The 16,351-nt window shown below is 47.5% G+C and carries 12 protein-coding genes and 1 tRNA gene; 8 read left to right on the forward strand and 5 right to left on the reverse strand.

Going from position 1 to position 16,351, the window contains the following annotated elements; all coding sequences use genetic code 11:
* Positions 1 to 131 (reverse strand): 3-hydroxyacyl-CoA dehydrogenase NAD-binding domain-containing protein (locus I0P70_RS20965; RefSeq protein WP_196118747.1); only part of this gene is annotated, 131 nt, incomplete at its 3' end.
* A 592-nt stretch (positions 132 to 723) separates the two neighbouring features.
* On the opposite strand from I0P70_RS20965, the gene I0P70_RS20970 reads away from it, so the two are divergent.
* Both I0P70_RS20970 and I0P70_RS20975 read left to right on the forward strand, forming a co-directional pair.
* Positions 724 to 1,623: an alpha/beta fold hydrolase gene (locus I0P70_RS20970; RefSeq protein ID WP_196121097.1), complete on the forward strand. Its 900-nt coding sequence runs from the start codon at positions 724 to 726 to the stop codon at positions 1,621 to 1,623.
* 17 nt (positions 1,624 to 1,640) lie between these two features.
* Positions 1,641 to 1,886: a hypothetical protein gene (locus I0P70_RS20975; RefSeq protein ID WP_196121098.1), complete on the forward strand. Its 246-nt coding sequence runs from the start codon at positions 1,641 to 1,643 to the stop codon at positions 1,884 to 1,886.
* Positions 1,887 to 1,965: 79 nt separating this feature from the next.
* Here the strand turns inward: I0P70_RS20975 and I0P70_RS20980 are convergent, their stop codons facing one another.
* Complete coding sequence (locus I0P70_RS20980) at positions 1,966 to 3,369, reverse strand: FAD-binding oxidoreductase (protein ID WP_196121099.1); 1,404 nt, start codon at positions 3,367 to 3,369, stop codon at positions 1,966 to 1,968.
* A 123-nt stretch (positions 3,370 to 3,492) separates the two neighbouring features.
* On the opposite strand from I0P70_RS20980, the gene I0P70_RS20985 reads away from it, so the two are divergent.
* The 5 genes from I0P70_RS20985 (at position 3,493) to I0P70_RS21640 (ending at position 11,498) form a co-directional block, all read left to right on the forward strand.
* Positions 3,493 to 4,080, forward strand: coding sequence for a C40 family peptidase (locus I0P70_RS20985; protein ID WP_196121105.1), 588 nt, complete (start codon positions 3,493 to 3,495; stop codon positions 4,078 to 4,080).
* A gap of 260 nt (positions 4,081 to 4,340) precedes the next feature.
* A complete protein-coding gene (locus I0P70_RS20990) occupies positions 4,341 to 7,514 on the forward strand; it encodes a TonB-dependent receptor (RefSeq protein WP_196121100.1) in 3,174 nt (1,057 codons plus the stop codon).
* 237 nt (positions 7,515 to 7,751) lie between these two features.
* On the forward strand, positions 7,752 to 11,021 hold the full coding sequence (locus I0P70_RS20995) for a TonB-dependent receptor domain-containing protein (protein ID WP_230392340.1): 3,270 nt from the start codon (positions 7,752 to 7,754) through the stop codon (positions 11,019 to 11,021).
* Positions 11,022 to 11,138: 117 nt separating this feature from the next.
* Positions 11,139 to 11,212: transfer RNA gene (locus tag I0P70_RS21000), tRNA-Ala, on the forward strand.
* Between the two features lie 37 nt (positions 11,213 to 11,249).
* A complete protein-coding gene (locus I0P70_RS21640; protein ID WP_196121101.1) occupies positions 11,250 to 11,498 on the forward strand; it encodes a GIY-YIG nuclease family protein in 249 nt (82 codons plus the stop codon).
* A gap of 199 nt (positions 11,499 to 11,697) precedes the next feature.
* Here the strand turns inward: I0P70_RS21640 and I0P70_RS21010 are convergent, their stop codons facing one another.
* Together I0P70_RS21010 and I0P70_RS21015 are read right to left on the reverse strand one after the other, a co-directional pair.
* Positions 11,698 to 12,609: an exonuclease domain-containing protein gene (locus tag I0P70_RS21010; RefSeq protein ID WP_196121102.1), complete on the reverse strand. Its 912-nt coding sequence runs from the start codon at positions 12,607 to 12,609 to the stop codon at positions 11,698 to 11,700.
* Between the two features lie 42 nt (positions 12,610 to 12,651).
* Positions 12,652 to 14,379: a hypothetical protein gene (locus I0P70_RS21015; RefSeq protein WP_196121103.1), complete on the reverse strand. Its 1,728-nt coding sequence runs from the start codon at positions 14,377 to 14,379 to the stop codon at positions 12,652 to 12,654.
* A 421-nt stretch (positions 14,380 to 14,800) separates the two neighbouring features.
* On the opposite strand from I0P70_RS21015, the gene I0P70_RS21020 reads away from it, so the two are divergent.
* Positions 14,801 to 15,241: a DUF2267 domain-containing protein gene (locus I0P70_RS21020; protein ID WP_230392341.1), complete on the forward strand. Its 441-nt coding sequence runs from the start codon at positions 14,801 to 14,803 to the stop codon at positions 15,239 to 15,241.
* Between the two features lie 67 nt (positions 15,242 to 15,308).
* Here the strand turns inward: I0P70_RS21020 and cysK are convergent, their stop codons facing one another.
* Complete coding sequence (gene cysK, locus I0P70_RS21025) at positions 15,309 to 16,226, reverse strand: cysteine synthase A (protein ID WP_196121104.1); 918 nt, start codon at positions 16,224 to 16,226, stop codon at positions 15,309 to 15,311.
* Between the last annotated feature and the right edge of the window lie 125 nt (positions 16,227 to 16,351).

Consider the following 16,351-nt stretch of genomic DNA (forward strand, 5'->3'; position numbering starts at 1 on the left):
AGGATGCCCTGCTTGAGGTTGTCTATCTTCTTGGAGTCGATGTCGATGCAGGTCACGTCGATGCCCACCTCGGCAAAGCAGGTGCCCGTCACAAGGCCCACGTAACCGGTGCCAACTACAGCTATTCTCATAGGTAAATATTATTAATGAAGTACAAACTTAGAGTTCTTTAAAATAATCAATATGCAATCTCAACGAGCTTGCCTGCATCCCATTGCTGCCATTTCTCAAAAACCACTCCCTTAATAGAGCAATTTATTTTGCGAGCGAAAGCATCAACTTATGCAGCCAGCACCTGTCTTCTGATAAAATGTAAACAGTTGCACAGGGATGTTCCCCATGAAACCCACACAGTTAAAAAGTCAAAATTAAACATTTTTTTAGAAGGAGTTGAATTTGGCTACTAATGTCGGCCTTAGGAATACCTGGCAATCTGATCACCTGGCAGAGCCTTTCCTTCAAAATACCGCGAACCGGCGACTTGTCTTACTTTGTTCAGGACAAAAGTGTTACGGTATATCCTCAAAAATTAAAATAAATCAATACTACTTCTTTTCTATCCGACAGCCTGTGTTGCTAGAACACATTCATATACGTCAGTATTATCTGCCAGTAGCGCCGTACTCCAGCTAAATTGAAGCGACTGACATATTTTTACTTTTCTCAACAACCTGAGTTCTTGTCTCAAGTATAGATAAGGGTAGAACACACCCTGAGTCACCTATGAAACCAGACTGGCTGGACACCAAAGAATACCCCTTCAAATCCAAATTCCTGGAATTAGAAGCAGGCAAGATGCATTATATCGATGAAGGGCAAGGCCACCCGATCGTTATGATCCATGGTACGCCCTCCTGGTCGTTTGCCTACCGCAACCTGATCAAGATCCTGAGCAAAAAATATCGCTGTGTGGCTCTGGATCTGATCGGCTTTGGCTTGTCCGATAAACCCAAGGACTGGAGTTACAAGCCTAGGGCACATGCCGCTAACTTTGAGCATTTAATGGCGCACTTGGGACTTGACAATATCACCTTGCTGGTACATGACTTTGGCGCGCCGATTGGGCTGGCCTACGCGATCAAACATCCTGAAAAGGTGCAGAATATTGTTATGCTCAATACCTGGACCTGGTCTCTGTCCAACCATCAGGTGTTTTCAAAGGCCAGTAAATATCTGGTAGGCCCGCTGGGCAAGTTTTTGCATTCCAAGCTCAACCTCACCACAGACCAACTGGTACACGAACTGTTTGGGCAGGAGAGCAAGATGCCGGAAAAGCTTAAAGAACAGTATACCCGCGCACTTGGCGACCCAGACGACACTGTAAGCTCACTGGCCTGCGCCCGGGAGCTGGTAGGTGTAAGCAAGTGGTATGATGAACTTTGGAAAGATCGCAAAAAGATTCAGGATACTCCGACCCTCATCTTATGGGGAGAGCGTGACAAGCTTGTTAAAATTGAGGCATTACAGCGCTGGAAAAAATTCTTCCATGAGTGCTATGTACTGCACTTTGAGGATAGCGGCCACTTTCTGATGGAAGAGCACGCCGATGAGGTTTCCCGGTATGTGAGCAACTTCATAAAAGAAGAAGACAAAAAGAAGGAAAAGACATTACACAATTCATAAACATAAAACGAGCGATTATGACGGAACCCGATAAAACCTTAAAAGAGGCCTTGTTTCGCAGTCACCAAGCGACAGAGAAGGCTAACCAAGCCCAGGACAAGTTGTATAACATGAGTACAGGTCAGCAGGCGGGAGAGACGCAAGGCAATTCTATACCTGAACTGCACGAATCACCACGCAACCTGCTACAATCGTGGGACACCTTGCGACAGCTGGATGAGGCACTGGAAGACAAAAAGCCAAACCATGAACGCAAATCCTGATATATACCGAGAATTAGAACTTATTCCGGTTCTCTATCAATAAAAAGCGGCAGCCATTTTATGACTGCCGCTTTCTTTTTCAGAATATTTTTCCGGGATTCAGGATGCCCTTTGGGTCAAAGAGCTGCTTTATACCTTGCATAAGCCGGAGCTGAACCTCACTAAGTGCTATACCTATGTAAGGACGCTGCACCAGACCGATACCATGCTCACCCGATATGGTACCTCCCAGTGACACACACAGCCTGAAGATCTCCTTTATACCTTCGGGTAGCTTGTTGTTCCAGTCATCGTCTGACATGTCAGCCTTCACGATATTGATATGCAGGTTGCCATCACCGGCGTGGCCGTAGCACACAGACTTGAAGTTATACCTTGCCCCGATCTCCTTTACGCCACGTAATAGAATGGGCAGTTCGGCACGGGGCACCACCGTGTCTTCTTCTTTGTAAATGGAGTTGCTCTTCACAGCATGCCCCACATTTCGGCGCAGGCGCCAAAGGTCTTCTTTTTGCTTCTCAGTATCGGCCACGAGTATGTCCCCTACGTCAAATGTTTCCAGTACTTCATATACCCGCTCCGCATCCATGTAAAGCAGGTCCATGTCATTACCATCGAGCTCTATGAGCAGGTGCGCCCGTTCATCAGCTGCCATAGGCACATCCAGGTTCATATAACGGCAAGTCCACTCAATGGCTTCTCGCTCCATGAATTCGAGGGCAGAGGGCACTATACCTGCGGTAAATATGCTGGATACAGCTGCCGCCGCCTCTTCTTCTTTTCGGAAAGGTACCAGCAACACTAAGTTTTGAGTGGGGTAAGGTATAAGCTTAAAGACAATTTTGGTGATGATGCCCAAGGTGCCTTCGCTCCCAACCATCAATTGCGTCAGATTATACCCGGTGGCGTTTTTGAGCACATTGGCCCCCGTCCAGGTGATTTCCCCGCTTGGCAGCACCACTTCCACGTTCAGCACATAGTCTTTGGTAACGCCGTACTTCACCGCCCTGGGCCCACCGGAAGACTCGCTCAGGTTGCCGCCCAGTTGGCTACTGCCCCGGCTCGACGGGTCAGGCGGGTAGAAAAACCCACGGGCGATCACCGCCTCCTGAAACACCTGCGTGATTACCCCGGGCTCAACGGTGGCCTGCAGGTTGCGCTCATCAATCTGGATAATCGCATTAAGCCGCTCCATCGACAGCACCACACCCCCATGCACGGCTAGCGCACCGCCGCTCAGCCCGGTACCTGCCCCACGAGGCGTCACAGGTATGCTGTTTTCGTGGCATAACCGCATAATATGACTGATTTCTTCTGCGTTCTTTGGTTTGAGCACCACTTCAGGCAGGTAGCGTAGATCCTCTGTTTCGTCGTGGGTATAGCGCACGAATCCCTCCTGGTCAGCAGGCAGCACTAGGTGCTCCTGCCCGACAATGGCGGTGAAAGCTTCAACCAGATCCGGAGTTATCTTATTAAAATTCATTTTATATTAAATAGCTTATGCTTAATTTAGCAAGCCCAATATCTTTTTAGCCACAATTTACCAAGTTACGCTTTGAGAACATCAATTACCAGTTACCTTTTATTTATCTTTTTTATTGGATTGATGGCGTCCTGTCAATCAGCAAAGCCTACCTTCAGCAAGCGTGGCGACACTTATAAGTCGGCCAGAGAAATAGCTGAGGAAAAGCGACAGGAGCGCAAAAGAGCTAGAATGGCCGCCCGAAGCGGTGGGAAAGGTACTGTAGCGTCGAAAGACCGTACCAGTCGCACCAACGTACCTAATCCGCGCCGCCTCGACGAGCATGTGGCCACTGTCATCCATACAGCCCGCTCCTACACGGGCACTCCTTACAAGTGGGGTGGCACGACACGCGTAGGTATGGACTGCTCCGGCTTGCTCTGCACCTCTTTCCAAAGTATCAATGTGAACCTGCCGCGCACATCGGAGGAGCAGAGCCGCTTCGGTAAAACCGTAAAAGTGAGGGAACTCAAAGAAGGGGACCTCGTATTCTTTGGGGCTAACAAAAACAGCCGGGAGATCACGCATGTGGGCATGGTGACTGAAGTTGTAAACGACAGCGAAGTTAAATTCATCCATGCCTCCACCAGTCTTGGCGTAATTGAAAACAACCTTAACTCTGACTACTGGCAAAAAATCTTTATCAAGGCAGTGCGGCCTTTTGAGGAATAAGCTGCGTCCTGTATTTCTTCAAAATTTTATTACAAGTCCTGCATAGTAACTGATTGGTTCTTGGTGTAATTCTATGCGTTGCCGATACTGCCAAAATTTATAGGTAGTTAGGCATATTCAATTCCTATAGCCAAATACATTATAAGGAGCCTTCATCATAGCCTGTAAGGCCACAAAATTTCAAGACAAAAAAGAGATAAAATACTCATACATACGTACTTATAAGAAGTTATATTTTTTCAATTTAGCTTATAAGTATTATGAGGACTATTTACACAAAGCTGCTTGTGACCATATTGCTGCTAATGAGTGGCCACCTAGCCTGGGCGCAGGGTACGACAACGGCGGCTATGAACGGTGTGGTACAGGACCAGAGCGGCTCCCCTCTACCAGGCGCAACAGTTATTGCGGTCCATACGCCTACCAACACGCAATACGTAGCCGCCACGAATGCAGAAGGTCGCTACAATATCCAAAACATGCGTGTAGGCGGGCCCTACACGGTAAGAACCTCCTATGTGGGCTACCAAGAGCAGCGATTCGAAAACATCAACCTGGCGCTCGGCCAGAACTTCAGACTGGATCTAACCATTTCAGAAAGCACAACCACTCTCGGCGAAGTGCAGATAACCGCGACGCAGGACAAAGTGATCAACTCCGACAGAACAGGTGCTTCCACCAACGTGTCTACAGAGCAGCTTGAGTCACTTCCCACGATCTCCCGAAGCCTGAATGACTTCACCCGTATCACGCCACAGGCCTCCACCTCCGGGTCAGGTATATCGTTTGCCGGCCAAAACAACCGCTTCAACAATTTCTCGATAGATGGCACCGTAAACAATGACGTATTTGGTCTATCGGCCAGTGGTACCAACGGTGGACAAACCGGCGTGCAGCCGATCTCGCTGGATGCCATTGAGGCGATACAGGTTGTGATTGCTCCTTTTGATGTCAGACAAAGCGGCTTTACAGGCGGTGGTATCAACGCGATTACCCGCAGCGGGTCCAACCGTTTTACGGGGTCTGCCTACTATTTTGGCAACAATGAAGCATTAGTGGGCAAAAGCCCTGATGACGCCAGAACCAGGCTGCCGGACTTTACAGACTACCAGATGGGCCTGCGACTTGGCGGCCCGATCATCCGGGACAAGCTGTTCTTCTTTGTGAATGGCGAAAAGACCAAAAGAGTAGCTCCGCTGCTGTTCGAACCGGGAAGCCCCGGCTCCAATATCACAGTGGACGAGGCAAACAGAGTGCTGAACGTTGCCAATCGCTTGGGTTATGACCCGGGCAGCTTTAGGGGGATAGATGACGAAACGCTGAGTGACAAGATTTTCGCCCGACTCGACTGGAACATCACCGACAACCACCAACTTACCCTCCGGCACAGCTACGTATATGGCGAAAACCGTGACAACGCCCGCACTCCGAATGCCCTCCGCTTTGCCAACAACGCCGAATTTTTCCCGAGTACCACCAACTCGACCGTTATGCAGCTGCGCAGTCAGTTTGGGGGGCAGTTTGCCAATGAAGCTCTGATCGGCTTCACTGCAGTGCGTGACGACCGTGATATCATAGGCGACCCTTTCCCGAACGTACTGATCCGCTTGTCTGGTGGCCGAACTATTTCGCTGGGTAGTGAGCCGTTTTCGGTGCAAAACCAGCTTGATCAGGATGTGCTCACTATTACGAACAACTTCAACGCATTTCTGGGTAAGCACACCATCACGCTGGGTACGCACAATGAGTTTTACAAAACCTACAATTTGTTCATCCGGCAGGAGTTTGGAGCCTATGAATACAACTCCCTCGAAGCTTTCGAAGCGATTGGCACACCCGACGAAGCTGCACCCGGTGCTTTCTTCCGCAACTACTCCCGCACCGATAATCGTCAGCAGGGCGCAGAGTTCTCTGCTTTTCAGCTCGGATTTTATGCACAGGACGAGTACGCCGTACGCAATAACCTGAAGGTAACGGCAGGTATACGCCTTGACATCCCGACATTTAGTGATGATCCGGCTGCCAATGCAGAGTTCAATGAGGCGTTTGCCGGCAGAGGTCTGGCCACTGACAAGACCCCAGGCGCTCAGTTTATGCTCTCCCCCCGTGTTGGCGTCAACTGGGATGTGTTTGATGATGGCAATACGCAGGTACGTGGCGGAGCCGGGGTCTTCACTGGTAGAGCACCCTTCGTGTGGATAGCGAATCAATATACCAATACAGGACAAATGCTGGGTAGTCTGGCACTCACTTCCGGCCCGCTGCTGGAGCAGATTCGCTTCAACCCAAACCCTAACACCCAGCCAACAGCCACCACGGTAGGCTTGTCAGACAGAACAGCCGAGATCAATATCACAGATCCTGACTTTAAGTTTCCGCAGTTGTTCAGGGTAAACGCTGCCGTTGACCATCGCCTCCCTTTTGATCTGATCGCAACGCTGGAAGGTATATACTCCAAAAACCTGAATAATATCTATTATCAGAACCTGAACCTGGAGCAAACCGGCACTTTGACCGGAGCAGACAATCGGCCTGTGTTTGGCCGTATACAGGGCAATAATTTCCAGGATATCATCTACCTTACTAATACCAGCCGTGGTTTTGGCTACAGTCTGACAGGTCAATTACAAAAGACCTTTGTGGAAAACGGTATTTCAGGTTCATTGGCCTATACCTATTCCCGAGCCAAGGATGTGAACCCCGGCAACTCCAGCCAGGCCCGATCTAACTGGATTAACGTGAACCAGGTGGAGGGTCTCAATAACGTAAGGGAAGCCTTTGCCGACAATGATGTGCGATCCAGGGTGGTGGCCGGCCTTACGTATAATTTAAACTACCTGGGCTTTGCAGGTACTACTATTTCTGCCTTCTATAACGGACAGACAGGGGTGCCGCTTTCCTACATCTACAATGGAGACGTGAACAATGATGCCGGCAGAACCAATGACCTGATCTATGTGCCAGGCAATGCGGCAGAGATAAACCTGGTACCTTTTACCGATCGGGATGGAACGGTCGTATCACCTGAACAGCAGTGGCAGGCGTTGGATGCCTTTATCAGCAGCAATGACTATCTAAGTGACAGACGTGGCCAGTATGCCGAGCGAAACGGAGACAGACTTCCGTGGACCAACCAGATTGACCTGCGCATTATGCAGGAATTCAGGGTAGGGCAAAATGATAACGCCCACCGGCTGCAACTGACCTTTGACATCTTCAATTTCACGAACCTACTCAACAAAGACTGGGGGCGACAGTACACTGCCACTTTCAACGCCTTCCAGGCCATTGATTTTGTAGGCTACGAGCCCGGCACTACAACACCCCGCTTCAACTATACCGGTCGCGGTCTTACAGACGGAAATCCTTATTTTGTGAATGACTTTTCGTCACGATGGAGAGCCCAATTCGGTATTCGCTACATTTTCAATTAAAAGTAAACTCTGTCCAAAAATTAACTGAGTGCTAAAAAGAAAGGCGGAGCTGTATGGCTCCGCCTTTCTTTTTGGCACTCAGTGTTTAGACAAGTAGTATGTTCGCAATTTACATTAATTTTTTGTTGCTAAAAAGCAAATAACATAAGACAGATTATTAATAATAATTTAATCATTAAGTAGTTGCATTTCGAATTATACCCTCTAATTTTGCGGGCAAAAATCAATCAATCTTTTATGAAAAAGTTATTACTATCAACACTGCTTATGTTGCTGTGCGTGGTTACTATGCACGCCCAAGTAACAACAAGTAGTATTACCGGATCCGTTAAGGATTCAAAAGGTGAAGCTTTGATCGGTGCAACCGTAAGAGCAACACACGGTCCTTCAGGCACTACGTACGGTGGTGTGACGAATGTTGAGGGTCGTTTTAACGTTCCTAACGTTCGCGTTGGTGGTCCTTACACCATCGAAGTAAGCTACATTGGCTACGAGCCAAAAGTTTACAGCAACATTTCATTGAGCCTGGGTGTTCCTTACCAGCTTGATGCAACAATGGCTGACGGTGGTCAGCAGCTTCAGGAAGTAATTGTTAGCACTGACCGCTCTTCTGTGTTCAACGCTAACAAAACAGGTGCCGCTACTAACGTAGGCATACAGCAGCTGGAGAAACTTCCTACTATCAACAGAAGTGTTACAGACTTCACACGTCTGACTCCACAGGCAAACGGTAACGGTTTTGCTGGCCGCGACGGTCGTTTCAACAACCTTCAGGTAGACGGTGCTAACTTCAACAACGGCTTCGGTCTTAGCTCTAACCCACTTCCTGGTGGCAACTCTCAGCCAATCTCTCTTGACGCGATCGAAGAGGTTCAGGTAAACATCGCTCCTTACGACGTACGTCAGTCAGGCTTTACTGGTGCTGGTATCAACGCTGTAACACGTAGCGGTACAAACCAATTCTCTGGTTCTGCTTATACCTTCTACAGAAACCAGGATTTCAACGGTAGAAAAGTTGGTGACAACGAACTGCCAGAGCAGACTGAAAGAAAGAACCAGATCTTCGGTGCCCGTCTTGGTGGTCCGATCATCAAAAACAAATTGTTCTTCTTCGCTAACTTCGAGCACGAAAACGAAACTTACCCTGGTGTAAACTGGGTAGCTTCCCGTCCAGGCCTTAGTGGTCCAAACGTTTCCAGAACTACTGCAGAAGACCTGGAGCGCGTTCGTCAGCACCTGATCACCAAGTATGGTTATGACCCAGGTGCTTATGAGAACTACGCAAACGAGTTTAACAACAAAAACACGAAGTTCTTGACGCGTATCGACTGGAACATCAGCGACATGCACAAGTTCACACTTCGTTACAACCAGGTAGTAGGTACAAGTGACCAGACTGTAAACGCAAGCTCTGCTCCTAACCCACGTGCCAGCTCTGCCCGTATCGGCCAGAACGCGCTTTCTTTCGCTGGTTCTAACTACGGTTTCGAAAACTCTGTACGTTCCGTAACAGCTGAATTGAACAGCACATTCTCTTCTGTACTTTCTAACCAGTTCCTGGCTACTTACAGCCGTATTCAGGACACACGTACTTCTCCAAGCAGCATCTTCCCATTTGTTGACATCTGGAAAGACGGTGACCAGTACATGAACTTCGGTTACGAACTGTTTACTTACAACAACGACGTAATTAACAACAACTACTCGTTCATCAATAACCTTTCTTACATGCTGGGCAAGCACAACCTGACAGGTGGTGCCAGCTTTGAGGTACAGAACTTCGGTAACAGCTACCAGCGGTACGGTACTTCTTACTACCGTTATGCTTCTGTGGATGATTTCATCAATGATGCCCGTCCGCTTCAGTTTGGTCTGACTTACCCTTACGAAGGTCAGGATCCATATTCACGCATCAACTTCGGTATGGCTGGTCTGTACGTACAGGATAAATTCGCTGCAACTGATCGCCTGAACCTGACTATGGGTGTGCGTGCTGAGCTGCCAGTTTACATGAACGACCTGACTCCAAACTCATCAATTGACAACCTGACACTGCTTGACACTGACGGAAACCCAACAACTTACTCTAGCGGTGAGTGGCCTAAGTCAAGAGTTCTGCTGTCGCCACGTATCGGTTTCAACCTTGATCTGTTGGAAGACCGTTCACTGTCACTTCGTGGTGGTACAGGTATCTTCTCTGGCCGTATTCCTTTCGTATGGTTGACAAACATGCCTACTAACGCTGGTGTAATCCAGAACGTATTGGAAGGTGTTCCTTCAAGCGCACTTGACGTGATCCGTTTCCAGCCTGAGCGTCTTTACTGGTTAGAGAATGGCCCGTCTAACGTGTTCATCCGTCAGCCAAACGCTGGTGCCCCTGGTAGCTTTGCCCTTGTTGACCGTAACTTCAAAATGCCACAGGTATGGAGAAGCAGCTTAGGTGCTGACTACACAATCCCTGGTACTCCATTGGTAGCTACTGCGGACATCCTTTACACAAAAGACCTGGTAGGTGTTTACCAGTTCAACGCTAACAGAAAGCCAGCTGAGCTGCAATTGAACAACAACGGTGATAACCGTGACTTCTGGAATGGTTCTTCTAACGCTCAGTACACTACTGCCACTCGTGAGGCTATCGTTCTGTCGAACACAGACAAAGGCCACTCGCTGTCAGCAACTGCTGGTCTGTCACTTAACTCTAGAACAGGCTTCTTCGGTTCTGCTTTCTATACTTACACGCAGGCGAAAGACATCACTGGCAACCCAGGTTCTAACGCTGGTTCTGCCTGGTCTAACAACTACTCTATCAACGATCCAAACGAATTGCTGATGGGTATTTCTCAGTTCGCGACTCCTCACCGTGTAGTAGCTAACGCTTCTTACCGTCTGGAGTATGCTAACCGTCTTGCTACTACAGTATCCCTGTTCTACCAGGGTTCTGCTCAGGGCCGCTTCTCTTACATCTACAACGGTGACGTAAACAGAGACGGTATCAGCAACGACCTGCTTTGGATCCCAACCAGCTCTGCTGAAATGAACTTCGCTCCTATCATGAGCAATGGTCAGGTACAGTTCACTGCTGAGCAGCAGCGTCAGGCTTTCGATACATTCGTAGCTAACCAAGGCTTAGAAAGAGGTGCTTATGCTGAGCGTAACAATGGTCTGATGCCATGGTTCAACCAGTTTGACTTCAGATTGCTACAGGACGTTTTCGGTAACATCGGTGGCAAGCGCAACACACTTCAGGTGAGCGTTGACGTGAACAACATCGGTAACATGCTGAACTCTGCATGGGGTGTAAGACAGCAACTGAACGGTGGTTCTAACTTCCACTACCAGCTGTTGAGAGTTGCTGCAGTTTCAGCTGAAGGCGTTCCTACTTACAACATGATCACGGTACGTGACAACGATGGCAATACATTCCTGCCAGACTCTCCATTCCGTGAGAACTTCAGCTTATCTAGCACATGGAGCATGCAGCTTGGTCTGCGTTACATCTTCAACTAAGCAGAATAGCTTATATAGCAAAAAGGCGGGACAAATGTCCCGCCTTTTTTATTTTCAAAATATAGCGCTCCAGTTTTTGCATATTCAAAATTTGTCCTAATTTTGTGACACTCAAGCGGGGGATTAGCTCAGCTGGCTAGAGCGCTTGCATGGCATGCAAGAGGTCATCGGTTCGACTCCGATATTCTCCACAAAGGCAACCTGAACAGGGTTGCCTTTTTCTTTTATATGGCTTATACCTACATACTTTACTCTGAAAAGACAGACCGCTACTACGTGGGCAGCTGCCAGGACTTAGAAGTCAGACTGTCACAGCACAATGCTGGGCGTAATACCTCCACAAAAGCAGGTGTACCTTGGAAGCTTAGGCATAATGAAGCTTACCCGACAAACCAGCTTGCCCGTAAAAGAGAGGGCGAGATTAAAAGAAAGAAAAGTCGGAAATATATTGAGCAATTGATCAGCTCAGCGAGTTAAAGTGTCTGGAAGGTCATCGGTTCGACTCCAATACTCTCCAATAAAAAAGCTCTTATGATTTTGCATCGTAAGAGCTTTTTTGTGCAAACAACTCTAAAGTTCTATGTGATACTTTTCCTTTTGTTCAAGTAAAAAGTAAAACATCCTTGATCTAGAGAAAACTATTTGTTACGATAATAATGGGATGCTTATTGTGGATCTAAATATGTTGCAGGAATTCTTGTTCAGATATTATCTCAATATCAGCCCCTTTATCTAAAAGCAATACCGCTTTCTCCTGCTTACTGCTCATTCCGTCATCACCAACAACTCTATAATCTTGCTGTCCTACCACAAGTACATTTGTTTTCTTAGTTACTCCTGCATCTGGTATTCCCCCGATATCAGCAACTAATTGAATGGCGTCTTTTCTCTGCATGGATGATAAAGTGCCTGTGAAAACTACCCTTTTCCCATAAAAGAAATTAAACGGATCATGCTTACTAGGATCCCCAACGATAGCACTATAATCTGTTCTTGTTCGGGTATACTTGGTTTCACATGGTCTATAACCGTCACTATGAATTTTCCCAACAACTGTTTTGAGCTTTTCTGGAAAACACTCAAGCGAGTACACTCCTTTCAGATCAAATGCCTTAAGGGATAGCTCAGCTGTGGCCAAGCTATCAGCAGCAGCCCTATGGTGGTTTAATGATATGTTATTTGCTTTGCAAAGGGCCGCAAGCCCATATGACGGCAAATCTTCCCATACATTCTTTGAGAAGATATAACTACAGGCATAGTCTAAATTAGGAAAAGGCAGGTTATAAAGATCAAGGGTTCTCCTTAACACACTAAAGTCAAAACTTGCGTTATGCGCTACTAAAAATTGATTCTCCAGAAGCGGGTGGATCTCACTCCAAAGGGAGTCGAACTCTGGTGCATTCGCAACCATTCTTGGAGTTATACCATGAATGGAAATATTAAATGCATCGAACTCATTACCGATAGGCTTTATCAACCAAGACTTAGTTTCAGTAATTTTATTGTCTTCCACGAAAGTCAAACCGATTTCACAGGGGCTATTTCTTTCTGAGGTAGCTGTCTCAAAGTCTATGGTAACAAAATCCATCGCGTTATTTTATTAAATCACTACCAGTACTAATCTGACCCTCTAAAAATAATAACCAGACAGCTTGTCAAAGTATTCTTTGAATTTCTTCTCTGTGTGCTTCAGGTCTGCTATATCGACAAAGAGAGAAGAAGAAAACAGGTTTTCAGCCTCTTTGTGAGTACCTAGTTCATTGGCGATTTGCTCAAACGGATGTTTGATGCCACTCTGCTTTACTCTATACCCAAACCTGCCAACAGGAACCCGCCCTTTGCCCATTTTCTTGGTATGAGCCAAAGCTAACAGGTACTCGAACATATCGAATATGTTTTCATAGTCCTTGCTGTGCGGCAGGAAAGAATTGAAAAGTGGTTTCAGTTCAGAGAACAGTAATTCAGACATCGGCACAAGCTGCCTGTTGCCAAGAGCCTCCCGCAGCGTATCATAGTCCAATACTTTAGCCACATTGACATGGTCTAGAATCGGAGCCTCGCCATACCTTAAATGGGAAGTCATGGAGAACATCTTGGACAGCAACCTGTAGTCTTTCTTCATGATGCTGGCAAGTCCTATGCTGTACAGGAAGATAAGTCCTGGTAGCGTTTCGAGATCCAGCCATACGCCTCCGTCTTCGTCCCTCTCTTTTGCAGACGTGAAACAGGCTAGACTGTTAAGCCAGATTGAATGGTGTTGTTCTTTACCCCAGTAAACCCCATTGACAAATAAGCTGCTCAGGGAACTGCACTGTTTGAAGTAATAGTTTACCCTCCCCTTAATTCCTTCTTTGGTTGGGGTGCCTGCGAACGGCAAAGCATTGAAATTAAAGTTTATCCGATCGACTTCACTTCTTATAAGATCATGAAGCGATATGATCTGCTCATCATGCACGATAAACTTCTTCAACTTGGTCAGTGCAATCTGCGACGTTGAAAGATCTGCAGATTTGGTGCTTTCTAGCACCTCTATCTTTTCGTGTAGTTCTTTAAAGAACAAGTCGGCATTGGTAATGCTCACAGCTTTCCCTCTTCTAATGTAGGCTAACTCCTCTAGTTCATTGCCTACCTTGTCTGAATACGTGAAGTAATTAGAGAACCTGAACTTATTTGAAGTTTCCAAGGCCTCCTTTAGCACACGATCACTAGTGCCCGTCCACCCGCAGGTTATCAACCCAAAATTGTCAGACACATAGCGCAACAGCTCCGATAACCTTTCCTCGTACTTATCTGCTTCACTCTTTACATTCAGGAAACTGGAGTCCATGTAGTCCCCGTTTACTTTAATGACGGTAACCCTGGAGTGAACAATAGGAAGGGAGTTTACGATATGGCCGGGGCAGCTTATCACAACAGGCTCTATACCGATGCATCTCAAGGCATTTTCTACCAGCCTGTCGAGGGTAGTTGTGATGATCACCCGTACATAGCCTTTGCTAACCAGACGGGCAATTGTTTGGTGGGCAAGTGTTGGCTTCTTCAGCCCCTCCTCAAGTTCGGTTTCGTTGGGCTCAAAATATCTTCGCAAGAGATTTTGCCGCTCCGTCTCTGTGTTCGTAAGCGGCTCCAGCAGACTTGCATAGCCTGGCCTTTCTCCAAACCGCTTAAAAAACCATTCCTCCGGTTCCGGCTCACAATTCGCATTTTCCAGCACAGCTATCTGCCTGATCAGGTCCAGTGCTATGTCACTACCCGTAGGTATGCCGGCACCGCTGGAAACACCAGAGCCTAATAAGAGCGCAAACGCACCTTTGTTGTTATATATCGAATGAGATACCGAGGAGACTTGGGCATTCATAATTCACGTTGCTTCAATACCGGTACAATATATAGATAATTTTATACTAAAACCACGGAAATTATTTTCATTCTACCAGCTCTACAATTTTGGCTGATTAGAGCGCCCCTAATCGGGTATTTTGGCCTTTTTACGTTCATTTATCTATGTAAAATCTTTATAACCACTACACTTATACCTACCGCGACTTCCATGAGAGGACCAGATTTACTCCTCAAAATCAGTCGTAATCAGAAGGTGTGTAATATCCGACATCCCTTAACTCCTATCATACTGTACGGTTATAAGCTGTAGCGCAAACGCGACTCCATTTTATACCAATACGCCTCGGCTTGTTATACCTGAGAGGTTAAATATTCCGGAACATGCCCCCATACTGCCCGTACCATATAGGACGCAACGCTTAAAGAAGGGAGGATCTATGTCAATGCCATTTAATTTTGAAGACAACATCAAAAACGCGACAGTAATGCTGCAGGATGTAGCGGCGGAGCTGCAAACAGATGACCTCAACAAAGCCGGCCGCATTTTCAGAGCCGTGCTGCAATCCATACGGGACAGATTGCCTGTAAATGATGCCGTACAATTTGCCGCACAGCTGCCTATCTTCTGGAAGGGCATCTACTTCGACCAGTATGACACATCCAAAGTGCCGGTCAGGATACGGGATGCGAACGATTGGATCAATTACATCCGCAACAAGAATGCTTTTGCGGCTAATAACGACTTTCAGCAGGATGAAGAAATCACAGCGGCTTTCCGGGCTGTCTTCCGGGCTCTGCAGCGCACCATGACCGACGGACAGCTGGAAAAAGTGAAGCAATCGCTAAACGAGGACATTCAGGAACTGCTGGCTGCCTGATAAAAAAGCTGCGCCGCCTGTTACATAGGGCAACAGGCGGCGCAGCTTTTTTAGATATGCTTTTGCGCTATACAAACAATCCCTCTACAGACAGGTAGCGCTCGCCTGTGTCGTAGCAAAAGGTTAGTACCCTGGCACCATCCGGAATTTCTTCGTCCAGTTTCTGCTGCACGGCTGCCAGAGAGGCACCTGAAGATACTCCCACAAATATTCCTTCTTCCATAGCCACTCTCCTGGCATAATCGTAGGCATCGTCGGCTGCCACCGTTATTACACCATCCAGCAGACTGGTGTCCATTATACTGGGCACAAACCCGGCTCCTACGCCTTGTATCGGGTGCGGGCCCGGCTGGCCACCGCTCAACACCGGAGAGGCGGCAGGCTCTACGGCGTATACCTTCAGATTGGGGAAGTGCCGCTTCAGTACCCTGGCTACACCTGTTATGTGACCACCTGTACCCACCCCGGTAATCAGATAGTCAAAACCTTCCGGAAAATCAGCCATAATCTCCTGCGCTGTGGTCTCAATGTGGACCTGTGTGTTGGCTTCGTTGTCAAACTGCATGGGCATCCAGGAGTTTTCGTGTTCTTCGAGCATTTCACGGGCACGGTCTATCGCTCCTTTCATGCCTTTTTCACGAGGTGTCAGCTCCAGCTTGGCCCCATAAGCCGCCATCAGCCTGCGTCGCTCAATGGACATGGACTCGGGCATGACCAGGATCAGGTGATACCCTTTTACAGCAGCGACCATGGCCAGCCCGACACCGGTATTACCCGAAGTGGGCTCAATGATCACGCTATCCTTTTTCAGGACACCTCTTGTTTCGGCATCCTCTATCATAGCCAAAGCGATGCGGTCTTTGATGCTGCCGCCCGGATTAGCACGTTCCAACTTCATCCATACTTCCGCTTTGTCTTTAAACATGCGGTTGATCTTCACATGGGGCGTTTTGCCTATGGTTTCGAGTATGCTATGCGCTTTCATATTTGTGTCTTTTTTTAGATTGAAAAATTCAGAACATCGGCTCTGTCTTCGTAGTAACTCACTTTTATTTGTGGGCGGTGGTACACTCTTGCAAAAGGAGGAACACTTTCAGTCAGCCATACATT

The organism is Pontibacter sp. FD36 (assembly GCF_015686655.1).
Classification (GTDB): Bacteria; Bacteroidota; Bacteroidia; order Cytophagales; family Hymenobacteraceae; genus Pontibacter.